14 protein-coding genes are annotated in these 14,749 nt (G+C 73.9%); 8 read left to right on the forward strand and 6 right to left on the reverse strand.

The window, feature by feature from the left end; all coding sequences use genetic code 11:
- Window positions 1-2: 2 nt before the first annotated feature.
- Window positions 3-1,961 carry a non-homologous end-joining DNA ligase gene (ligD, locus tag NH602_RS31830; RefSeq protein WP_308292816.1) on the reverse strand — a complete coding sequence of 653 codons (1,959 nt, stop codon included), beginning with the start codon at window positions 1,959-1,961 and terminating at the stop codon, window positions 3-5.
- A gap of 113 nt (window positions 1,962-2,074) precedes the next feature.
- Between ligD and NH602_RS07545 the strand changes: the two genes are divergently transcribed.
- Window positions 2,075-2,302 carry a DUF3072 domain-containing protein gene (locus NH602_RS07545; RefSeq protein WP_073574858.1) on the forward strand — a complete coding sequence of 76 codons (228 nt, stop codon included), beginning with the start codon at window positions 2,075-2,077 and terminating at the stop codon, window positions 2,300-2,302.
- 78 nt (window positions 2,303-2,380) lie between these two features.
- On the opposite strand, the gene NH602_RS07550 is transcribed toward NH602_RS07545, so the two are convergent.
- Window positions 2,381-3,130 carry an SDR family NAD(P)-dependent oxidoreductase gene (locus NH602_RS07550; protein ID WP_253067408.1) on the reverse strand — a complete coding sequence of 250 codons (750 nt, stop codon included), beginning with the start codon at window positions 3,128-3,130 and terminating at the stop codon, window positions 2,381-2,383.
- A gap of 123 nt (window positions 3,131-3,253) precedes the next feature.
- Between NH602_RS07550 and NH602_RS07555 the strand changes: the two genes are divergently transcribed.
- Both NH602_RS07555 and serA read left to right on the forward strand, forming a co-directional pair.
- Window positions 3,254-4,165, forward strand: coding sequence for a LysR family transcriptional regulator (locus tag NH602_RS07555; RefSeq protein ID WP_253067409.1), 912 nt, complete (start codon window positions 3,254-3,256; stop codon window positions 4,163-4,165).
- A gap of 141 nt (window positions 4,166-4,306) precedes the next feature.
- A complete protein-coding gene (gene serA, locus NH602_RS07560) occupies window positions 4,307-5,506 on the forward strand; it encodes a phosphoglycerate dehydrogenase (RefSeq protein WP_073574861.1) in 1,200 nt (399 codons plus the stop codon).
- Between the two features lie 4 nt (window positions 5,507-5,510).
- On the opposite strand, the gene NH602_RS07565 is transcribed toward serA, so the two are convergent.
- Window positions 5,511-5,990 (reverse strand): hypothetical protein, encoded by a 480-nt coding sequence (locus NH602_RS07565; protein ID WP_100877751.1) that lies wholly within the window; start codon window positions 5,988-5,990, stop codon window positions 5,511-5,513.
- Window positions 5,991-6,606: 616 nt separating this feature from the next.
- Here NH602_RS07565 and NH602_RS07570 point away from each other — a divergent pair.
- Window positions 6,607-7,134, forward strand: a complete 528-nt coding sequence (locus tag NH602_RS07570) for an Lsr2 family protein (protein ID WP_308292817.1) — start codon at window positions 6,607-6,609, stop codon at window positions 7,132-7,134.
- 37 nt (window positions 7,135-7,171) lie between these two features.
- On the opposite strand, the gene NH602_RS07575 is transcribed toward NH602_RS07570, so the two are convergent.
- Window positions 7,172-10,588: an arabinosyltransferase domain-containing protein gene (locus tag NH602_RS07575; protein ID WP_253067410.1), complete on the reverse strand. Its 3,417-nt coding sequence runs from the start codon at window positions 10,586-10,588 to the stop codon at window positions 7,172-7,174.
- Between the two features lie 53 nt (window positions 10,589-10,641).
- Window positions 10,642-11,295: an antibiotic biosynthesis monooxygenase gene (locus NH602_RS07580; protein WP_073575330.1), complete on the reverse strand. Its 654-nt coding sequence runs from the start codon at window positions 11,293-11,295 to the stop codon at window positions 10,642-10,644.
- A 112-nt stretch (window positions 11,296-11,407) separates the two neighbouring features.
- Here NH602_RS07580 and NH602_RS07585 point away from each other — a divergent pair, with 112 nt between their 5' ends.
- From NH602_RS07585 to NH602_RS07600, 4 genes are all read left to right on the forward strand, one after another.
- Entirely contained in the window at window positions 11,408-11,863 is a 456-nt protein-coding gene (locus NH602_RS07585) for a GNAT family N-acetyltransferase (protein WP_253067411.1), read from the forward strand.
- Window positions 11,864-12,320: 457 nt separating this feature from the next.
- Window positions 12,321-12,752 (forward strand): hypothetical protein, encoded by a 432-nt coding sequence (locus tag NH602_RS07590; protein ID WP_083658273.1) that lies wholly within the window; start codon window positions 12,321-12,323, stop codon window positions 12,750-12,752.
- 98 nt (window positions 12,753-12,850) lie between these two features.
- The gene (locus NH602_RS07595; protein WP_253067412.1) at window positions 12,851-13,807 is read left to right on the forward strand and encodes a triacylglycerol lipase; all 957 of its coding nucleotides are present in this window, start codon (window positions 12,851-12,853) and stop codon (window positions 13,805-13,807) included.
- A 19-nt stretch (window positions 13,808-13,826) separates the two neighbouring features.
- Window positions 13,827-14,495: a pentapeptide repeat-containing protein gene (locus tag NH602_RS07600; protein WP_161152100.1), complete on the forward strand. Its 669-nt coding sequence runs from the start codon at window positions 13,827-13,829 to the stop codon at window positions 14,493-14,495.
- Window positions 14,496-14,501: 6 nt separating this feature from the next.
- Here NH602_RS07600 and NH602_RS07605 read toward each other — a convergent pair.
- A partial coding sequence (locus tag NH602_RS07605) for a hypothetical protein (RefSeq protein WP_253067413.1) occupies window positions 14,502-14,749 on the reverse strand: 248 nt, incomplete at its 5' end.

The raw sequence follows: 14,749 nt of genomic DNA on the forward strand, positions 1-14,749 counted from the left end.
GGTCAGCCTGGCACCCGTCCGATCACGCCACCACGGGGGAGCCGGAAACCCTCGGTGTCGATCAGGGGGTGCATGAGGTCCCCGTGCGTGTCCAGCCGGGCCGGCAGGTCGTCGAGGGTGAACACCAGGTCCGCGGGCTCGCGGCAGCTCTCGACCTCCGCCCACGTCACCGGGGTCGCGACGGTGGGGCGCTCACGGCCGCGCAGCGAGTACGAGGCGATGGTGGTCTTGGCGGTGTTGTTCTGGCTCCAGTCGACGAAGACCTTCCCGCGCCGACGGGCCCGGGTCATCACCGCGATCACCTCGCGACGGTGCTCCTCGGCCAGCCGCTCGGCCACCTCGCGGGCGAACTCACTGGTCCGCTCCGGATCGGTGACCCGCGCCGGCAGGTAGAGCTGCATCCCCTTGCCGCCCGACGTCGACGGGTACGCCACGAGTCCGTGCTCGTCGAGCAGGTCCCGCACCCACAGCGCCACGCGGCAGCACTCCACGATCGTCGTGCCCTCACCCGGGTCCAGGTCGAACACCACCCGGTCCGGCGGGTGGCGGCCGTCGCGCGGGCCGAGGCGCCACTGCGGCACGTGCAGCTCCAGCGCGGCCAGGTTCGCCGCCCAGGCCAGCCCCTCTGCGTCGGCGAGGACCGCGAAGTCCGCGGACTCCGACCGGCCGCCGGGCGTCCCGACGCGGGCGGTGCGCAGCCAGTCCGGCGCGTGCCGGGCGACGTTCTTCTCGAAGAACGACGACCCCTCCACCCCGTCCGGCCAGCGCTTGAGCGTCGCCGGCCGGGCGTCGAGGTGCGGCACCATCGCCTCGGCGACGGCCAGGTAGTGCCCCAGCACGTCGGCCTTGGTCGTGCCGGTGGCGGGGTAGAGCACCTTGTCCGGGTTGGACAGCGACGCCCGCCCGTACCCCTCGCGCCGTGCGGTCCCGCGCTGTGCCGCCCTCCGGCTCGCACCGTCCACCCGGACCTCCCGCCAGTCGTCGCCCGCGCCCTCGGGGTACCGGGAACCGGTCCGGACCGCGACCACCCCGGGCAGGCCCTGGTCGCGCACCGCGTCGAGCAGCCGGGCGCCCGCGTTCGGGTACGACGGCGCCGCCCGCCGGTGCGGCCCGTCCAGGGGCAGCTCCTCCAGCAGCGCGCGACGCTCCTCGGCGGGCAGCGCCCGGACGTCGCGGCCGCCGGTGTGCAGGACGTCGGCCACCCACAGCTCGCCGCGGCCGGTCAGCTCGGCGTCGAGCAGGTGCCCGCCGGCGCCCAGGGCGGGCCCCAGGCCCCGCAGCGCACCCGGCGGGTCGAACGGCTCCCCGGCCCGGCCGTCGCCGTCCACGGGGCGCAGGGAGAGCCGGCCGCCGTCGACCCGCACCAGCACCCGGCGGCCACCGAAGACCGGGCGGACCGTCCAGCCGTCCCCGGTGGGCAGCCGGTCGGCGGGGCGGGGGACGGCCAGGACGACGTCGTGGGGGAGCGGCTCACCCCCGGCGTCCATGTCGTCGGGCTGGTCCCGGGTGCGGCGCAGCAGCCAGTTGTCCTTCCGCCCGCCGGAGCTGCGGTGCAGCAGCACGAAGCGGCCGCGGACGCGCCCGCCGTGCAGGACGAACGCGATCTCGCGGTCGTTCCACTTCTCGGTGTCGTAGCGGCCGTGGTCCCAGATTGCCATCCCGCCGCCGCCGTACTCGCCGCGCGGGATCTCCCCGGAGAACTCCAGGTACTCCAGCGGATGGTCCTCGGTCCGCACGGCCATCCGGACGGTCTCGGAGTCCTCCGGTAGTCCCTTGGGGACCGCCCACGACGCCAGGACGCCGTCGCGTTCGAGCCGCAGGTCCCAGTGCAGCGCCGTCGCATGGTGCTCCTGGACGACGAACCGGTCGCCGACGGTGCCCGGCGGCCCGGCGTCGTGCTCGGGCACCGGCTCGGGCGTGCGCCGCGCGTCGCGCCGGCGGCGGTACTCGTCCAGGGGCACAGCGGCAGCGTAGTGACCGGCACCGACACCGACCGGGTCACCGTTATGACAGTTCCGATGGGGCGGGGACGGCTCGACGTGCGGGGAGTGCCGGTCGAAGATACGTTCGACCCATGACCAACGACCACAGCACCGACGCCGTCGACCCCGGGACGGCCGAGAAGGACCCCGCGGACTGGACGACCGGCGACGAGCCGATGACCGGCCCGCAGCGTTCCTACCTGGAGACGCTGCTGCAGCAGGCCGGGCAGGACGCCCCGGAGAACCTCGACGCGATGACCAAGGCCGAGGCCTCGAAGCGGATCGACGAGCTGCAGGACGCGACCGGCCGCGGGAACTGAGCCCGCGCACGCCACGGCGTCACGGTCGCGCGCCGGCGACCGTCGCCGTCGGCGCGCCCCTCGTCGCCACGGCAGCGGTCACACCTGGGCCATGCCGCCGTCCACGCAGAGTTCGGCACCGGTCATGAAGGTGCTGTCGTCCGAGGCGAGGAACAGGGCCGCACCGGCGAGCTCCTCGGGCCGGCCGAGGCGGCCCAGCGGGACGTGCGTCGCCATCCGGGCGCGCAGTGCGGTGGGGTCCTCGCCGAAGTACTCGGCCTGTCCGTCGATGATGGAGGTGTCGAAGGGGCCCGGGGTCAGTACGTTGACGCGCAGACCGCGACCGCCGAACTCGGCGGCCCACACGCGCGCGTAGGACCGCACCGCCGCTTTCGCGGCGCTGTAGGTCGTCGACCCGGGAAGACCCTTGGTGCTCTGGATCGACCCGACGAGGACGATCGACCCGCCGACCGGCATGAGAGGCAGCATCGTCTGGACGGTGAACATCGTCCCGCGCGCGTTGATGTCGAAGGTGCGGTCGAAGTGGTCCTCGGTGACCTCGCCGAGGTCGGCTCGCTCGATCATGCCCGCATTGGCGACGAGGGCGTCGAGGCGTCCGGCCTCCCGGCGGATGGTCTCGGCGAGATCCGCGAGGTCGGCGGCCGATGTGGAGTCCGCGGGAACCGCCGTGACCTCGCCGGCGATCGACGCGGCCGCGTCGTCGAGTACGTCCTTCCGGCGACCCGTGATGAACACGTGGGCACCCTCGGCCGCGAATCGCGCGGCGATGGCATGACCCAGCCCCGCCCCTCCGCCGGTGACGAGGGCGACCTTGTTGTCGAGACGCATTCCCGTTCCTTCTCCGTTCGACCGAGCAGTAGACACGGACCGAACGGTGACACCGCATTGCCATAGGCACAATTGGCCTGTCACTATGTTTGCCATAGAGAGTGTCTATCGAGGTGGTACGGCGTGAACCTGCGGCAGTACGAATACGCGTTGACCGTGGCCGAGGAGGGCAGCATCACCGCCGCCGCCGAACGGCTGGGCATGGCCCAGCCGTCGCTGTCCCAGCAGATCGGCACCCTGGAGAAGCAGGTCGGGGTGCGCCTGTTCACACGCACCCCGCAGGGCATGAGTCCGACCGTGGCGGGGCGGGCGTTCCTGGCCGAGGCGGAGGTCGCCACGACGGCCTCCCGGCGGGCCTTCATCGCCGCCCGGGCTGCCGGCGGTGATCTGTCGGGCGAGCTCGTGATCGCCGTCTATCTGGGGTTCGGGGCTCGTCAACTTCCTCGCGCGCTCGGCGAGCTGCGCCGCCGGCATCCGCGCCTGCAGGTCACCATCCACGAGGAACCCGACCCGGCGGAGATGGAGCGACGCGCCCGCCAGGGCACGCTCGACATGGTCCTGGTGCACGAGATCCCGCCGGGCTGCCTGTTCGACGTGCGGGAGCTGGGAGAGGAGTCCTACGTCGCCGTGCTGCCCCCGGGCCATCCGTTGCTGCGACGCGCCGAGCCGATCGCCCTCGACGACCTCGTGGGTGAGGGATGGGTGCGTTTCCGCCGTGCCAGCAAGCTCGACGAGTACCTGACCGGTCTGTTCGCCGACCACGGGCCGGCCCCGCGAACTGTCGGCCGGGCCTCACAGATCTCGACCGCGGTCAGACTCGTCGCAGAAGGTCTGGGGGTCACGGTGGTGCCGTTCTCCGCGGTACCCGACGGCTGGGAGCACCTGACGCGGCCGCTCCGGCCGGCCCTGTCGGAGCCGGTGCTCGCCGGCGTGCGACGCGCCCCGGGCGGAGCGGAGACGGCGTTGCTCGACCAGCTGATGCAGCAGGACTGGGGACGAACGGTTCACACGGCGCCGGACGCACTGATCCGTTGAGCCGATAATGCACGTTATGACAGTTCGGCCGTTGCGGGCCTGCCCTCCGGAGACGACCGTTCTACCCCCGTACGGCGTCATGCCGCAAGGATCACCCGGCCCCGGTGCCTCCGAGACCTCCCGGCGTCCTAGGTTGGACGCGTGAAGGTCCTGTTGCTGGAAAACATCCACCCCGGCGCCGCCGAGGCGTTCCGACGCGACGGCTTCGAGGTCGAGACCCGACCCGGGTCGCTCGGCGGCGACGAACTGCACGACGCGCTCGCCGGTGTGCAGCTGCTCGGCATCCGCTCCAACACCACGATCACCGCCGAGGTGCTCGACGCTGCCAAGGACCTGCTGGCCGTCGGCTGCTTCTGCATCGGCACCAACCAGGTCGACCTCACCGCGGCGGCCGAGCGCGGCATCGCCGTGTTCAACGCGCCGTACTCGAACACGCGCAGCGTCGTCGAGCTGGTCATCGGTGAGATCGTGGTCCTGGCGCGGCGGCTGACCGAGAAGACCCAGCGGATGCACGAGGGCGTCTGGGACAAGTCCGCCAAGGGCGCGCACGAGTTCCGCGGCCGCACCCTGGGCATCGTCGGCTACGGCAACATCGGCACCCAGCTCTCCAACATGGCCGAGGCCATCGGGCTGCAGGTCGTGTTCTACGACACCGCCGACCGGCTCGCCCACGGCAACGCACGGCGGATGCCGAGCCTGGACGCGCTGTTGGCCGAGTCCGACGTCGTCTCCATCCACGTCGACGGCCGCCCCGGCAACGCCGGCCTCTTCGGCGCCGAGCAGTTCGCCCGGATGAAGCCCCGCTCGATGTTCATCAACGCCTCGCGCGGCATGGTCACCGACGAGCACGCCCTGCGGGAGAACATCCTGTCCGGGCACCTCGCGGGCGCCGCCGTCGACGTGTTCCCGGTCGAGCCCAAGGCCCAGGGCGACGAGTTCGACTCACCGCTGCGCGGCCTGGACAACGTCATCCTGACCCCGCACATCGGCGGGTCGACCCAGGAGGCGCAGGAGGGCATCGGCACCTTCGTCTCGCGCAAGCTGCTCGACTTCGTGCAGCTCGGCGCCACTCCCCTGTCGGTGAACCTGCCGAACGTGGGCGCCCTGAACCCGCCCGGGGTGTTCCGGACCGCCTACCTGCACACCAGCACCCCCGGTGTGCTCGCCGACATCAACCGGCTGCTGGCCGACGCCGGCGTCAACGTCGTCGGGCAGTCGCTGTCCACCGGCGGCGACCTCGGCTACGTGCTGACCGACACCGACCAGGTCCTGCCCGAGGACGTGCTCTCGGCGCTCCGCCGGGCCGCCCAGACCGTCTGGCTGCGGTCCTACCGGCTCTGAGCGCTCAGGCGCAGGCGTTCGCGCCGTACTCCTCGACGTCGGAGGGGTGCATCGGGCCGTGCACCCCGTGGAAGACGACGAACTCGACGCCGGTCGGGCGGTGGAACAGCCCGCCCGTCCGGCGCCGGTACACCAGCGGCGCGCAGCGGTACCCGAACAACGCGCGCGCCCACCCCTCGGCCTCGCCGCGCGCCAACGGCTCCGACCCGGTGACGGCGAGCTCCCAGATCCCCACGCCGGTCGCCGGGGAGCTCCGGTCCGGTGCGGTCGAGGCCACCAGTGTCAGTTCGCCGGTCCCCCGCATCGCCGGGACGACGGTCCGCGCGCGGTGCCAGTCGGCCACCGGGTGCGGGTACGGGTAGGTCAGCAGAGCCTCGCGCAGCGCCGTCACGGGTCCCCCGTGCTGCTCGTGGATCAGCTGCGCCAGGTCCACCGACCGCTTGCGGCGCAGGTCGGCGTTGACCAGACCGGCTTCGACCGTCATCCCCGTGGCCTCATTTCCGTCCCCGCGTCCCGGGACGGACCTCCGGCGCTGAGGCGGCGCGGTGGGGCCCGACGCCCGGGTGGGAGGACCCTCGAACGGTCCGGCGTCGGCACCGTGTTCTACGGCTCGTAGAGCATTCTAGATCACGTCCGGCATCCGGGCGAGAGCGGGATCACATGATCGTCGGATCACACGAGGCGTCGGTAGTGCACGCTCAGCGGATCGACCGGGTGGTCGGCGAACGGCGGGCAGACGGCGAACCTGGGCCCTCCCCCGGCGGGCACGGCCCGAGAATTGCTCGAATACCGCGCCGACCCATTCGGCACGCTCCTATCGTCGGTACATCGCACTTTCACCGGCGGCGGGTGGCCGCGTACCGACCGGCGAGGAGAACACCGTGGGCGCAGTCGTCGCAGTACTGCTGGTCATTGTCCTGATCGGCCTCGCCGTCCTGATCGGAACGCTGCGTGAGGTGCGTCCGACCAGGCCGAGTGTGGTCCGGGCGCGGGAGTTCCGCCGTTCCGCCCGGCCGGGCGCCCACGATTAGGAGAACCTCCGTCGTTATGCTTCCGGCGACCCCGGGTGAATCCGGGGCGGCGAACCGGGAGGAACTGCAGTGGCGAAGGTCGAGACGATCCGGCTGGTCGACGACATCACCGGCGGCGACGCCGACGAGACCGTCGATTTCGGGCTCGACGGCCGCCGGTTCGAGATCGACCTGACCGCGGACAACGCCGCGGCGCTGCGGGACGCGCTCGCCCCGTTCGTCGGGGTCGCGCGTACCGCGGGGTCCCCGCGCACCGGACGCAACGCGGGCGTGTCCGCGCCGTCGGCCGGGCGCAGCGGTGCGGACGGCTCGGACGCCGCGACCCGCGAGCACAACCGCGCGGTGCGGGCCTGGGCCCGGGAGAACGGCTGGACGCTGTCCGAGCGGGGCCGCATCCCGTCCGAGGTCGTCGAGGCCCACCGCCGCGCCCGTGCCGGCGAGGCCGCGGGCGTCACGCCGCAGGGACCGGCCACCGACGAGCCCGCCACCGAGGCCGTGCCGGCAGCCCGGGCCGTCCCGGACCGCGAGACCGGGGACGAGGGGCCCGCGGAGCGCAGGCAGTCCTCCGCGGCGCCCGCGGTCGAGTTCAGCGGCTGACCCCGTTCCCCGGGCCGTCACCGGCCCGGGCCCGCCGTCACCGGCTCGGTGACGGGATGCCCGGCGGCGGCGCCGGCAGCGGACCGGAGCTGTAGAGCCCGGAACGGTCCACGTCGCGACGTTCCAGGGTCGGGGTGACCGCGTTCGGCCGGTACGGCTGGATCGCCTGCACCTTGCCCCAGTCCCGCCCCGGGTCGCCCTCGAGGTAGGTGGGCAGCTCGGTCTGCTTGCCGATCACGGTGATCCAGCCCAGTGGGCCACCGGCCTGCGGGGACGACCACCCCTCCCCGTCGGCACGCATCTGGCTGCCGTCGGCCTGCAGCCGGTAGGCGGGGACCTCGGCGATGCCGCCGGAGGTCCGGAACGGGTGCAGGCACGGGCTGGCGAGCGACACCGGGTACTCGAGGAACATCGGCTGGTCGCCCACGACCTGTGACAACGGCGCCAGCTGGGGCGCCCGCAGCGGCGCGATGGCGAGCCAGCCGTCGGCGCCGAGTGAGTTGTCCTGCACGACCATCCGGACCTCGGTGGCCGCTCGGGCGGTCTCGGGCAGGTCGAACCGCAGCTCGCGCCACGGCATCTCCTCCACCCGGCCGTCGTCGAGGGTGGTCTGCTCGACGACGCGGACCCGCCCGTCCGACAACCGTGTCGCGTACTGGACGGTGAGCCGGTTCCCGTTGCCCAGGCGCCCGGCTGCCGTGACGACCAGCGGCGTGGTGCCGGCGCGCTGCTCGGCGGTCAGCATCACCCACGGGGTGCGCAGGGTGCCGGTGTTGCGGTCGCTGCGGGGCACGTAGCTGCCGAACGCGGGTGCCGCGTCGCTGCCGAGCCCACCGGACAGGACGTACTCGAACCCGGAGGCGCCGGTGCCGCCGCCGGTCGGCGGGATCCCGTCGCGGACGAAGCCGCTGCCCCCGCTGTTGGGGTCGAGCAGCTGCGCGTCGGGGCTGTTGGCGGGGACCACCCCCGGGGCCAGCGGTGCCGGGGTCGAGGTCGGCTCCCCCGGCGGGGGCGGCGGCGCGACGGTCGGGAGCAGCCCGGAGCGGGCCGGCGCGGCCATTCCGGTCGGCTCCGGGGCGGGGGGCAGCACGCCGTCGACGGGCCTGCGCTCGGCGAACACCTGACTGGCGAGCCCGCAGGACCCACCGAACGGGTGCGACAGCGCGTCGGCACCCATCGTCCACGTGCCGGAGCGGTCCTGGACGGCCGAGACCATCGACCACACGTTGAACGTGACGAGCAGCCCGCACAGCACCGCCAGCGGCGCCGAGGTCAGCCGCAGCCGCCGGGTCGCCCGCAGCGCCGATGACGCGTCGCGGCGCCAGTCCCGGGCCCGGACCCAGCGCCCGAGCAGCGGGATCCGGCCCAGCGCGCGCTCGACACCCGCCAACTGGTCGGGGTGCCGTTCCTCGCGGATCCCGCGCAGGTGCTCGACCCCGGCCCCCGCGGCGAGCAGCAGCGCGACGAGCAGCAGGATCGTGGAGAGTTCGTAGCCGGCGACGGTGACCTGCTCGCCGGCCCAGGGCACGCCCCAGTTGTTCGTGTACCACCACAGGTTCGGCCCGGCCGCGGACAGCGCCGCCACCAGGAACACCGCGGACAGGAACGCGAGCCGGTTGCGCAGCGAGCGCAGGACGTCCGAGCCGGTGGCGATCGCGGCGAGCGCCACCATGCCCGAGCCCAGACCGACCAGATCCCCGAAGTGGTGGGTCCACTTGGTCGGGGTGAGCGCGAAGATCAGCAGCGCGATCACGGTGCTGCCGATGAGGCGCTGGGCGGGCCCGAGCGCGGCACCGGGGATCCGGTTGCGCCGGATCAGCACGACGACGCACGCCAGCAGGCAGAGGATGACCAGCAGGATCGGGAACCGACGGGCGATGGATCCGTCTGCGAGCCCCTCGAACAGGGGCGCGTAGCGCTGGGCGATCTCGGTGTACCAGGGCCAGTCCGGGCCGATGTCGGACCGCAGTCGGGTGGAGTCGACGACCGCTGCCCAGCTCTGGTCCGCCCAGGCGATCATCAGGATCGCGGTGCCGGAGGCCAGCAGCGGGGCGAGAACGGGGACGGCGCCGACCGCCCGCACCCGGGCCGACAGCAGGTGCCACAGCGGACGCACGCCGGCGATGAACGGCGCGATCGCGATCAGCCCGGCCGGGTTCGCCCCGACCGCCATCGACGCCGCGAACAGCCCCAGGGCGACCGGCAGCAGCCGCTGCAGGGCCAGCGCCCGCTCCACGCACACCAGGGCGAGCAGCGAGCACACGACGACGACCGGCTCGGGCCGCAGCCCGGAGTTGTAGGCCATCCAGAACGCCAGGAACACCATCCCGGCGGCCCAGGTCGCCGCCCGCGAGCGGCGGGCCTGACGGCCCAGGCGCGGCAGCAGGCCCCGGGAGACCAGCCACCAGGCCATGATCCCCATCAGCACCGAGGGAAGCCGCAGCCACAGCAGCGAGTCCGAGACCCGCACCCACAGCGCGTAGAGATCGTAGAACCAGCCGAACGGCGCCTCCGCGGCGTCGTACCAGCGGTAGTAGTTGCCGACGTAGCCCGAGGTCGGGACGTCGCGGACGATGCCGAGGGTGAACCCGTCGTCGGAGGTCTGGCCCCCGATCGCCGCCCACCCGACCAGCACCACCGTGACGATCAGGTCGATCGGCCGGGGCCTCGCACGGGACCACCAGCGGCGCAGCCGCGGCGGCCACCGCCCGGCGAGACCGCCGATGGCGTCGCGGCCCGCCCGGTGCGGGCTGCGGCCCAGGTGCCGGTCGACGCCGGCCAGCGCGAGCAGCGAGCCCAGCAGCGCCACCGCGGCGACGACGGTGGCCGCGGTCTTCCACACCGACGGGCTGGTGTCGAAGCGGGTGTCCGGGGTGATCCGGACCGCGGTGCCGGCCGTCGGGTCGAGCGCGGTGTCCAGGTCGGAGTAGATCCCCACGACCTGCGGCCGCAGGTCCCCCTCGAAGGTCTGCGCCCCGGAGCCCAGGTCGATCGTGGTGGACGTGCCGTCGGAGGTGATCCGGACCTCCGACGGGCCGGCCCGCAGCGGCGCCGTCGCGAGCTGCTGGCCGCGGTCGACCAGCGCCAGCTGGCCGTCGGCGACGGTCAGGACCATCCCGGAGCGGGCGCCCTCCGGCGACTCCGGCGGGACGGTCGACAGCACCGTGGCGGAGCCGTCGGCGCGGTCGTCGAGGCTGCGGATCGCGTCGGCGGGGACGACCACCGACATCGTCTCCGGGCGCAGCGCGACCAGCGGCGCGTTGACGTCGGCGGTGCCGTCCGCCACCGACGGCCAGACGATCGTGGTCGTGTGCTGCACCACGGGCAGGAAGGGCACCGCGACGGCGAGCACGAACGCCAGGAGACCGAGCCGGCCCGCCCAGTGCAGGCGTCGACGGTCGCGGAGCGTGTCGACCGGAGCCGGCGCGGCGACCGTCGCTTCGGAGGTGAGCACCGAACGACGGTAGCGGCCTCGCTCCGCGTGATCCGGGGAGCCCCCGGGGGTGATCAGCCCACCGGGACGCGGTGCCGGTCGCGGAACCGCCTGCCCTGCAGCCACCACCCCAGCACACGGGTGATCCAGGGCAGCATCACGTACACCATGACCGGGGTCAGGACGATCGTCGTGACCGCCAGCCGCGGCACGACGGGCCAGTCCGCGAGCAGTGCGCCGAGGGTCACCGTGGCCAGGAGGTTCATCGGGAAGAAGACGAGCCAGATCGTCGTCGCCTGCTTCCAGCGCGGCGGTGTGACCTGGGGCGGGCCGGCCGTCTCCACCGCGGTGGGCTGGTCGAACCAGCCCTCGATCCCGGTGCGGCGCTCGGCCCGGGTCATCTCCGCCAGGCCCTGGGCGGACCCGAGCCACCAGCGGCGCTCGGGGCTCGCCTCCCAGCGCCCGAGCGACTCCGGGGAGTCGAAGCGGGCCAGCATGTGCCACTCGTCGGAGCCGTCGCGGCTGCGGACCCAGCCGCCGCCGAGGAAGCCGGGGAACCCCTCGGCCATGAGCAGGCCGGAGCGGATCCAGGCGGTCATCTCCGCGGCGTGACCGGGGTCGGCGCGACGGGTGAACGAGACCGTGACGGGGTCGCCGCCGGTCGGAACGGGAGCGGACGCGGCGGCGGGGGTGGTGCCGTCGGCCCGGTCGCGGGTGTCGAGGGACATGCCCGTCATGGTGACCGCTGACCCGGCGGACTCCCAGCCCGGCCGCACGACATCACTCCGGGACACTCTCCGGAGCCCGCTCCCCCGCCGTCCCGCGTCGAGAGGTCCCGCCGTGCCCGTACCCGTCCTGCGCCGGGCCACGGCCCGTGACGTGCCGTCCGTCGTCGCGCTGCTGGCCGACGACCCGCTCGGCGCCACCCGGGAGACCCCGGAGGACCTGGCGCCCTACCTCGCCGCGTTCGCCGAGCTCGACGCGGACCCGCGACACCTGCTCCTGGTCGCCGACGACGACGGCACGGTCGTCGGAACCCTGCAGCTCAGCCTGCTGCCGGGCCTGGCCCGCCGCGGCGCGCTGCGGGCACGGATCGAGGCCGTCCGGGTGGCCGCGGGCCGGCGCGGCGACGGGCTCGGGGCGACCATGGTCCGGTACGCCGTCGACGAGGCCCGTCGACGTGGCGCGGCGCTCGTCCAGCTCACCTCCGACCGGTCCCGTACCGACGCCCACCGGTTCTACGAGCGCCTCGGGTTCCTCCGGACCCACGACGGCTTCAGCCTCCCCCTCGCCTGACGGACGCTCCCCCGGGCCGGCCCGGTCTGGTCTTGGCGATTTTGTTGTCGTCGTTTCGGTGACCACGAGCAAGCGTCAATGAACGATTGACACCAGAAGAAGCCAAGGCGGCGGCAGGCACCCGGACCACGAGCGGGTCTCGACAGCCGTGGGGGCATCCCGGTTCGCCCCCGTCCGGCTGCGCCCGGGAGGTTCAGCGGCCCCTGGACCGGCCCGGTCGTGCGTGGCCGCCGGATGGTCCATCCCCACCGCGGCGGCCCGCACAGAGCCGTCCAGGGCGCTCCCAGCGCCTCCTGGGCCGCCTCCGGCGACGACGGGTACCCCGGGGCACCCGTGGTGCCACCGGCGCGTGGCCCGGTCGCCGGCACCGCGGCCGTCGTCGTGGCCCGCTCCCCTGCGACACGCCGATGTCGTGCAACGGTTGACTGCGCGTACGCGTCAATGAACCATTGACATCATGAGGTACGAGGAAGCGCAGCGCTGGCTGGAACGGGCCGACCCCTCGATCGCGAAGAAGCGGGAGTCCATCACCGAACAACTGGACGGGATGAAGGGACGGGCGGCCGACGGCGTCCTCACCCACGACGGGGCGGCCGCCTGGTACGCCCTGGTGCAGGAGATGCGCCGGCTGGCCGACTACTACGAGCGCGACCTGATCCGCACCCTGCGGGCCGGCGGGATGACCTGGAAGGAGGTCGCCGACGCCGTCCAGGCCCAGCTGTCGAGCCGACAGGCGGCCCAGGCCAAGTGGAAACGCCTGGTCGACCCGACCCGGCGGACCACCAACGGGAACATGCGCCGCGGCGGACGTCCCCGCCAGGACCAGGTCCCCCGGCACGACGGGACCACGGAGCCGGACGGGAGCACCGGGCAGGATCGGACGGAGTAGCCACCCCTCCCCCGGACGGCCCTGTCCGGTGACGGTGCGCAACCTCCGGTGACCGTCGTCGTTGATCCTCGTGACGACGGCATCCGAGGAGGCGGCTGGTGGCTGGACAGGGCAACGACCGGCGCAGGTGGGCGGCGGTCGTCTCGATCGCGGTCGCGGTGTGCACGGTCGGCCTCGCGCTGGTCCCGCCCGCCCAGGCGGCGGCACCGGAGCCCGAGCAGGTCGCGTCGGTGCAGGACCTGCTGGACCCCTCCCCGCCCGGGTCGAACGACTGGGGCTGCCGGCCGTCGGAGGCGCACCCGGAGCCGGTCGTCCTCGTCCACGGCCTCTCGGCCAACCAGGGGAACAACTGGGCCTACATGGCCCCGCAGCTGGCCCAGCGCGGTTACTGCGTGTTCTCCCTGACCTACGGCCGCAACCCCCTGGCCCCGCCGCCGCTGACCCAGGTCGGCGGGCTCGCCCCGATGGAGGACAGCGCCGCCGAGCTCGCCGCGTTCGTCGACCGGGTCCGCGGGGCCACCGGTGCCGCGAAGGTCGACATCGTCGGCCACTCCGAGGGTTCGCTGATGCCGAACCACTACGTCCGGTTCCTCGGGGGCGCCGACGAGGTCCGGCGCTACGTCGGCCTGACCCCGCTCTGGGACGGCACGAGCACCGCCGGGCTGGCGTTCCTCAACCGCACCGGTGAGCAGCTCGGCCTCGGCCCGGCGGTCGGCACCGTCCTCGACCCGCTGTGCGCGTCCTGCCGGCAGTTCCTGCGCGGCTCGGACTTCCTGCAGCGCATGAACTCCGACGGCGGGCCCCGCGCCGGCGGCGTCGACTACACGATGATCCTCACCCGCTACGACGAGCTGGTCGTCCCCTACACCTCGGGCCTGCTCGACGGCGCGCACAACATCGTCCTGCAGGACGGCTGCCCCACCGACCTCGCCGAGCACGTCGCCGTCGCGTTCGACCCGGTCACGCTGCAGCACGTGCTCAACGCGCTCGACCCCGCCCACGCGAACCCGGTGCGCTGCCTGCCGGTGGGCCCGGACGCACCCGCCGCGTCCTGACCGTGCCACGCTGTCGCCCGTGACGGCGGTGACGACGGCGGAGGACCTGCTCGCGGCGGCCCGGGACGGCGTGGAGGTCGGCTCGGCCGTCCTCGACGAGACCGACCTGCGGGAGACCGACCTCGCCGGACTGGTCCTGCGGGGCGGTTCGCTCGCCGGGGCGGATCTGCGCGGCGTGCGGCTGGACCGGGCGCGGATCACCGGGACGTCGCTGGCCGGGGCCGATCTGCGTGAGGCGGACCTGACCGACGCCGTGCTCGGCGGGGTCGACCTGTCCGGGGCCCGGCTGGCCGGGGCGACCCTCGGCGACACCCGGTTCACCGGCTGCCGGATGATCGGCACCGTCCTGCGCGGACTGCGTGGGCTGTCGGCGTCATTCGTCCTGGACGACTGCTCGCTGCAGCTGGCGGACCTGCGCGACGTGGCGATGCGGGGACTGCGGATCGCCGACTGCGACCTGTCCGAGGCCGACCTGTCCGGCGCCGACCTGCGCGACGTCCGGTTCGAGCGGTGCCGGCTGCGCGGCACGGTGCTGCGGTCCACCCGGCTCGACGGCGCCGACCTGCGGGGCTGCGACCTCGGCGAGGTCACCCCGGACACCCCGCGCGAGCTGCGCGGGGCGATCGTCTCCCCCACCCAGGCGGGCGCGATCTGCGCGGCGCTGGGACTGACGGTGCTCGAGCCGTAGGCCGGGTCAGCCGACGGGGCGGTCGAGGCCGCCGCGGCGCATCGCGTCCTCGACCTGGCCGGCGATCCACGGGTCGTCGTCGCACTGCGGTCCGGCCGCGGTGAGCGGGCCGAGCCGGACGACGTCCGCGGCGCGGCAGAGCGGCGAGGTGCCGGTGAGCTCGTCGTCGCCGGTCTGCTCGTCGGGGACGACGGGACGCGAGGCGTCCGCGACCCGGTCCTGCCGGGCCGCCTCGTCGCGGTGGTAGGCGGCGA

It is taken from the genome of Pseudonocardia sp. McavD-2-B, assembly GCF_024124365.1.
In the GTDB taxonomy this organism is placed as follows: domain Bacteria; phylum Actinomycetota; class Actinomycetes; order Mycobacteriales; family Pseudonocardiaceae; genus Pseudonocardia; species Pseudonocardia alni.

Coding starts and splice junctions, on each gene's coding strand:
- NH602_RS07565 (WP_100877751.1), bottom strand. CDS start 5,990: ATGACGGTCGAAGCCGGTCTGGTCAACGCCGACCTGCGCCGCAAGCGG.
- NH602_RS07590 (WP_083658273.1), top strand. CDS start 12,321: ATGAGGTACGAGGAAGCGCAGCGCTGGCTGGAACGGGCCGACCCCTCG.
- NH602_RS07550 (WP_253067408.1), bottom strand. CDS start 3,130: ATGCGTCTCGACAACAAGGTCGCCCTCGTCACCGGCGGAGGGGCGGGG.
- NH602_RS07580 (WP_073575330.1), bottom strand. CDS start 11,295: ATGTCCCTCGACACCCGCGACCGGGCCGACGGCACCACCCCCGCCGCC.
- NH602_RS07545 (WP_073574858.1), top strand. CDS start 2,075: ATGACCAACGACCACAGCACCGACGCCGTCGACCCCGGGACGGCCGAG.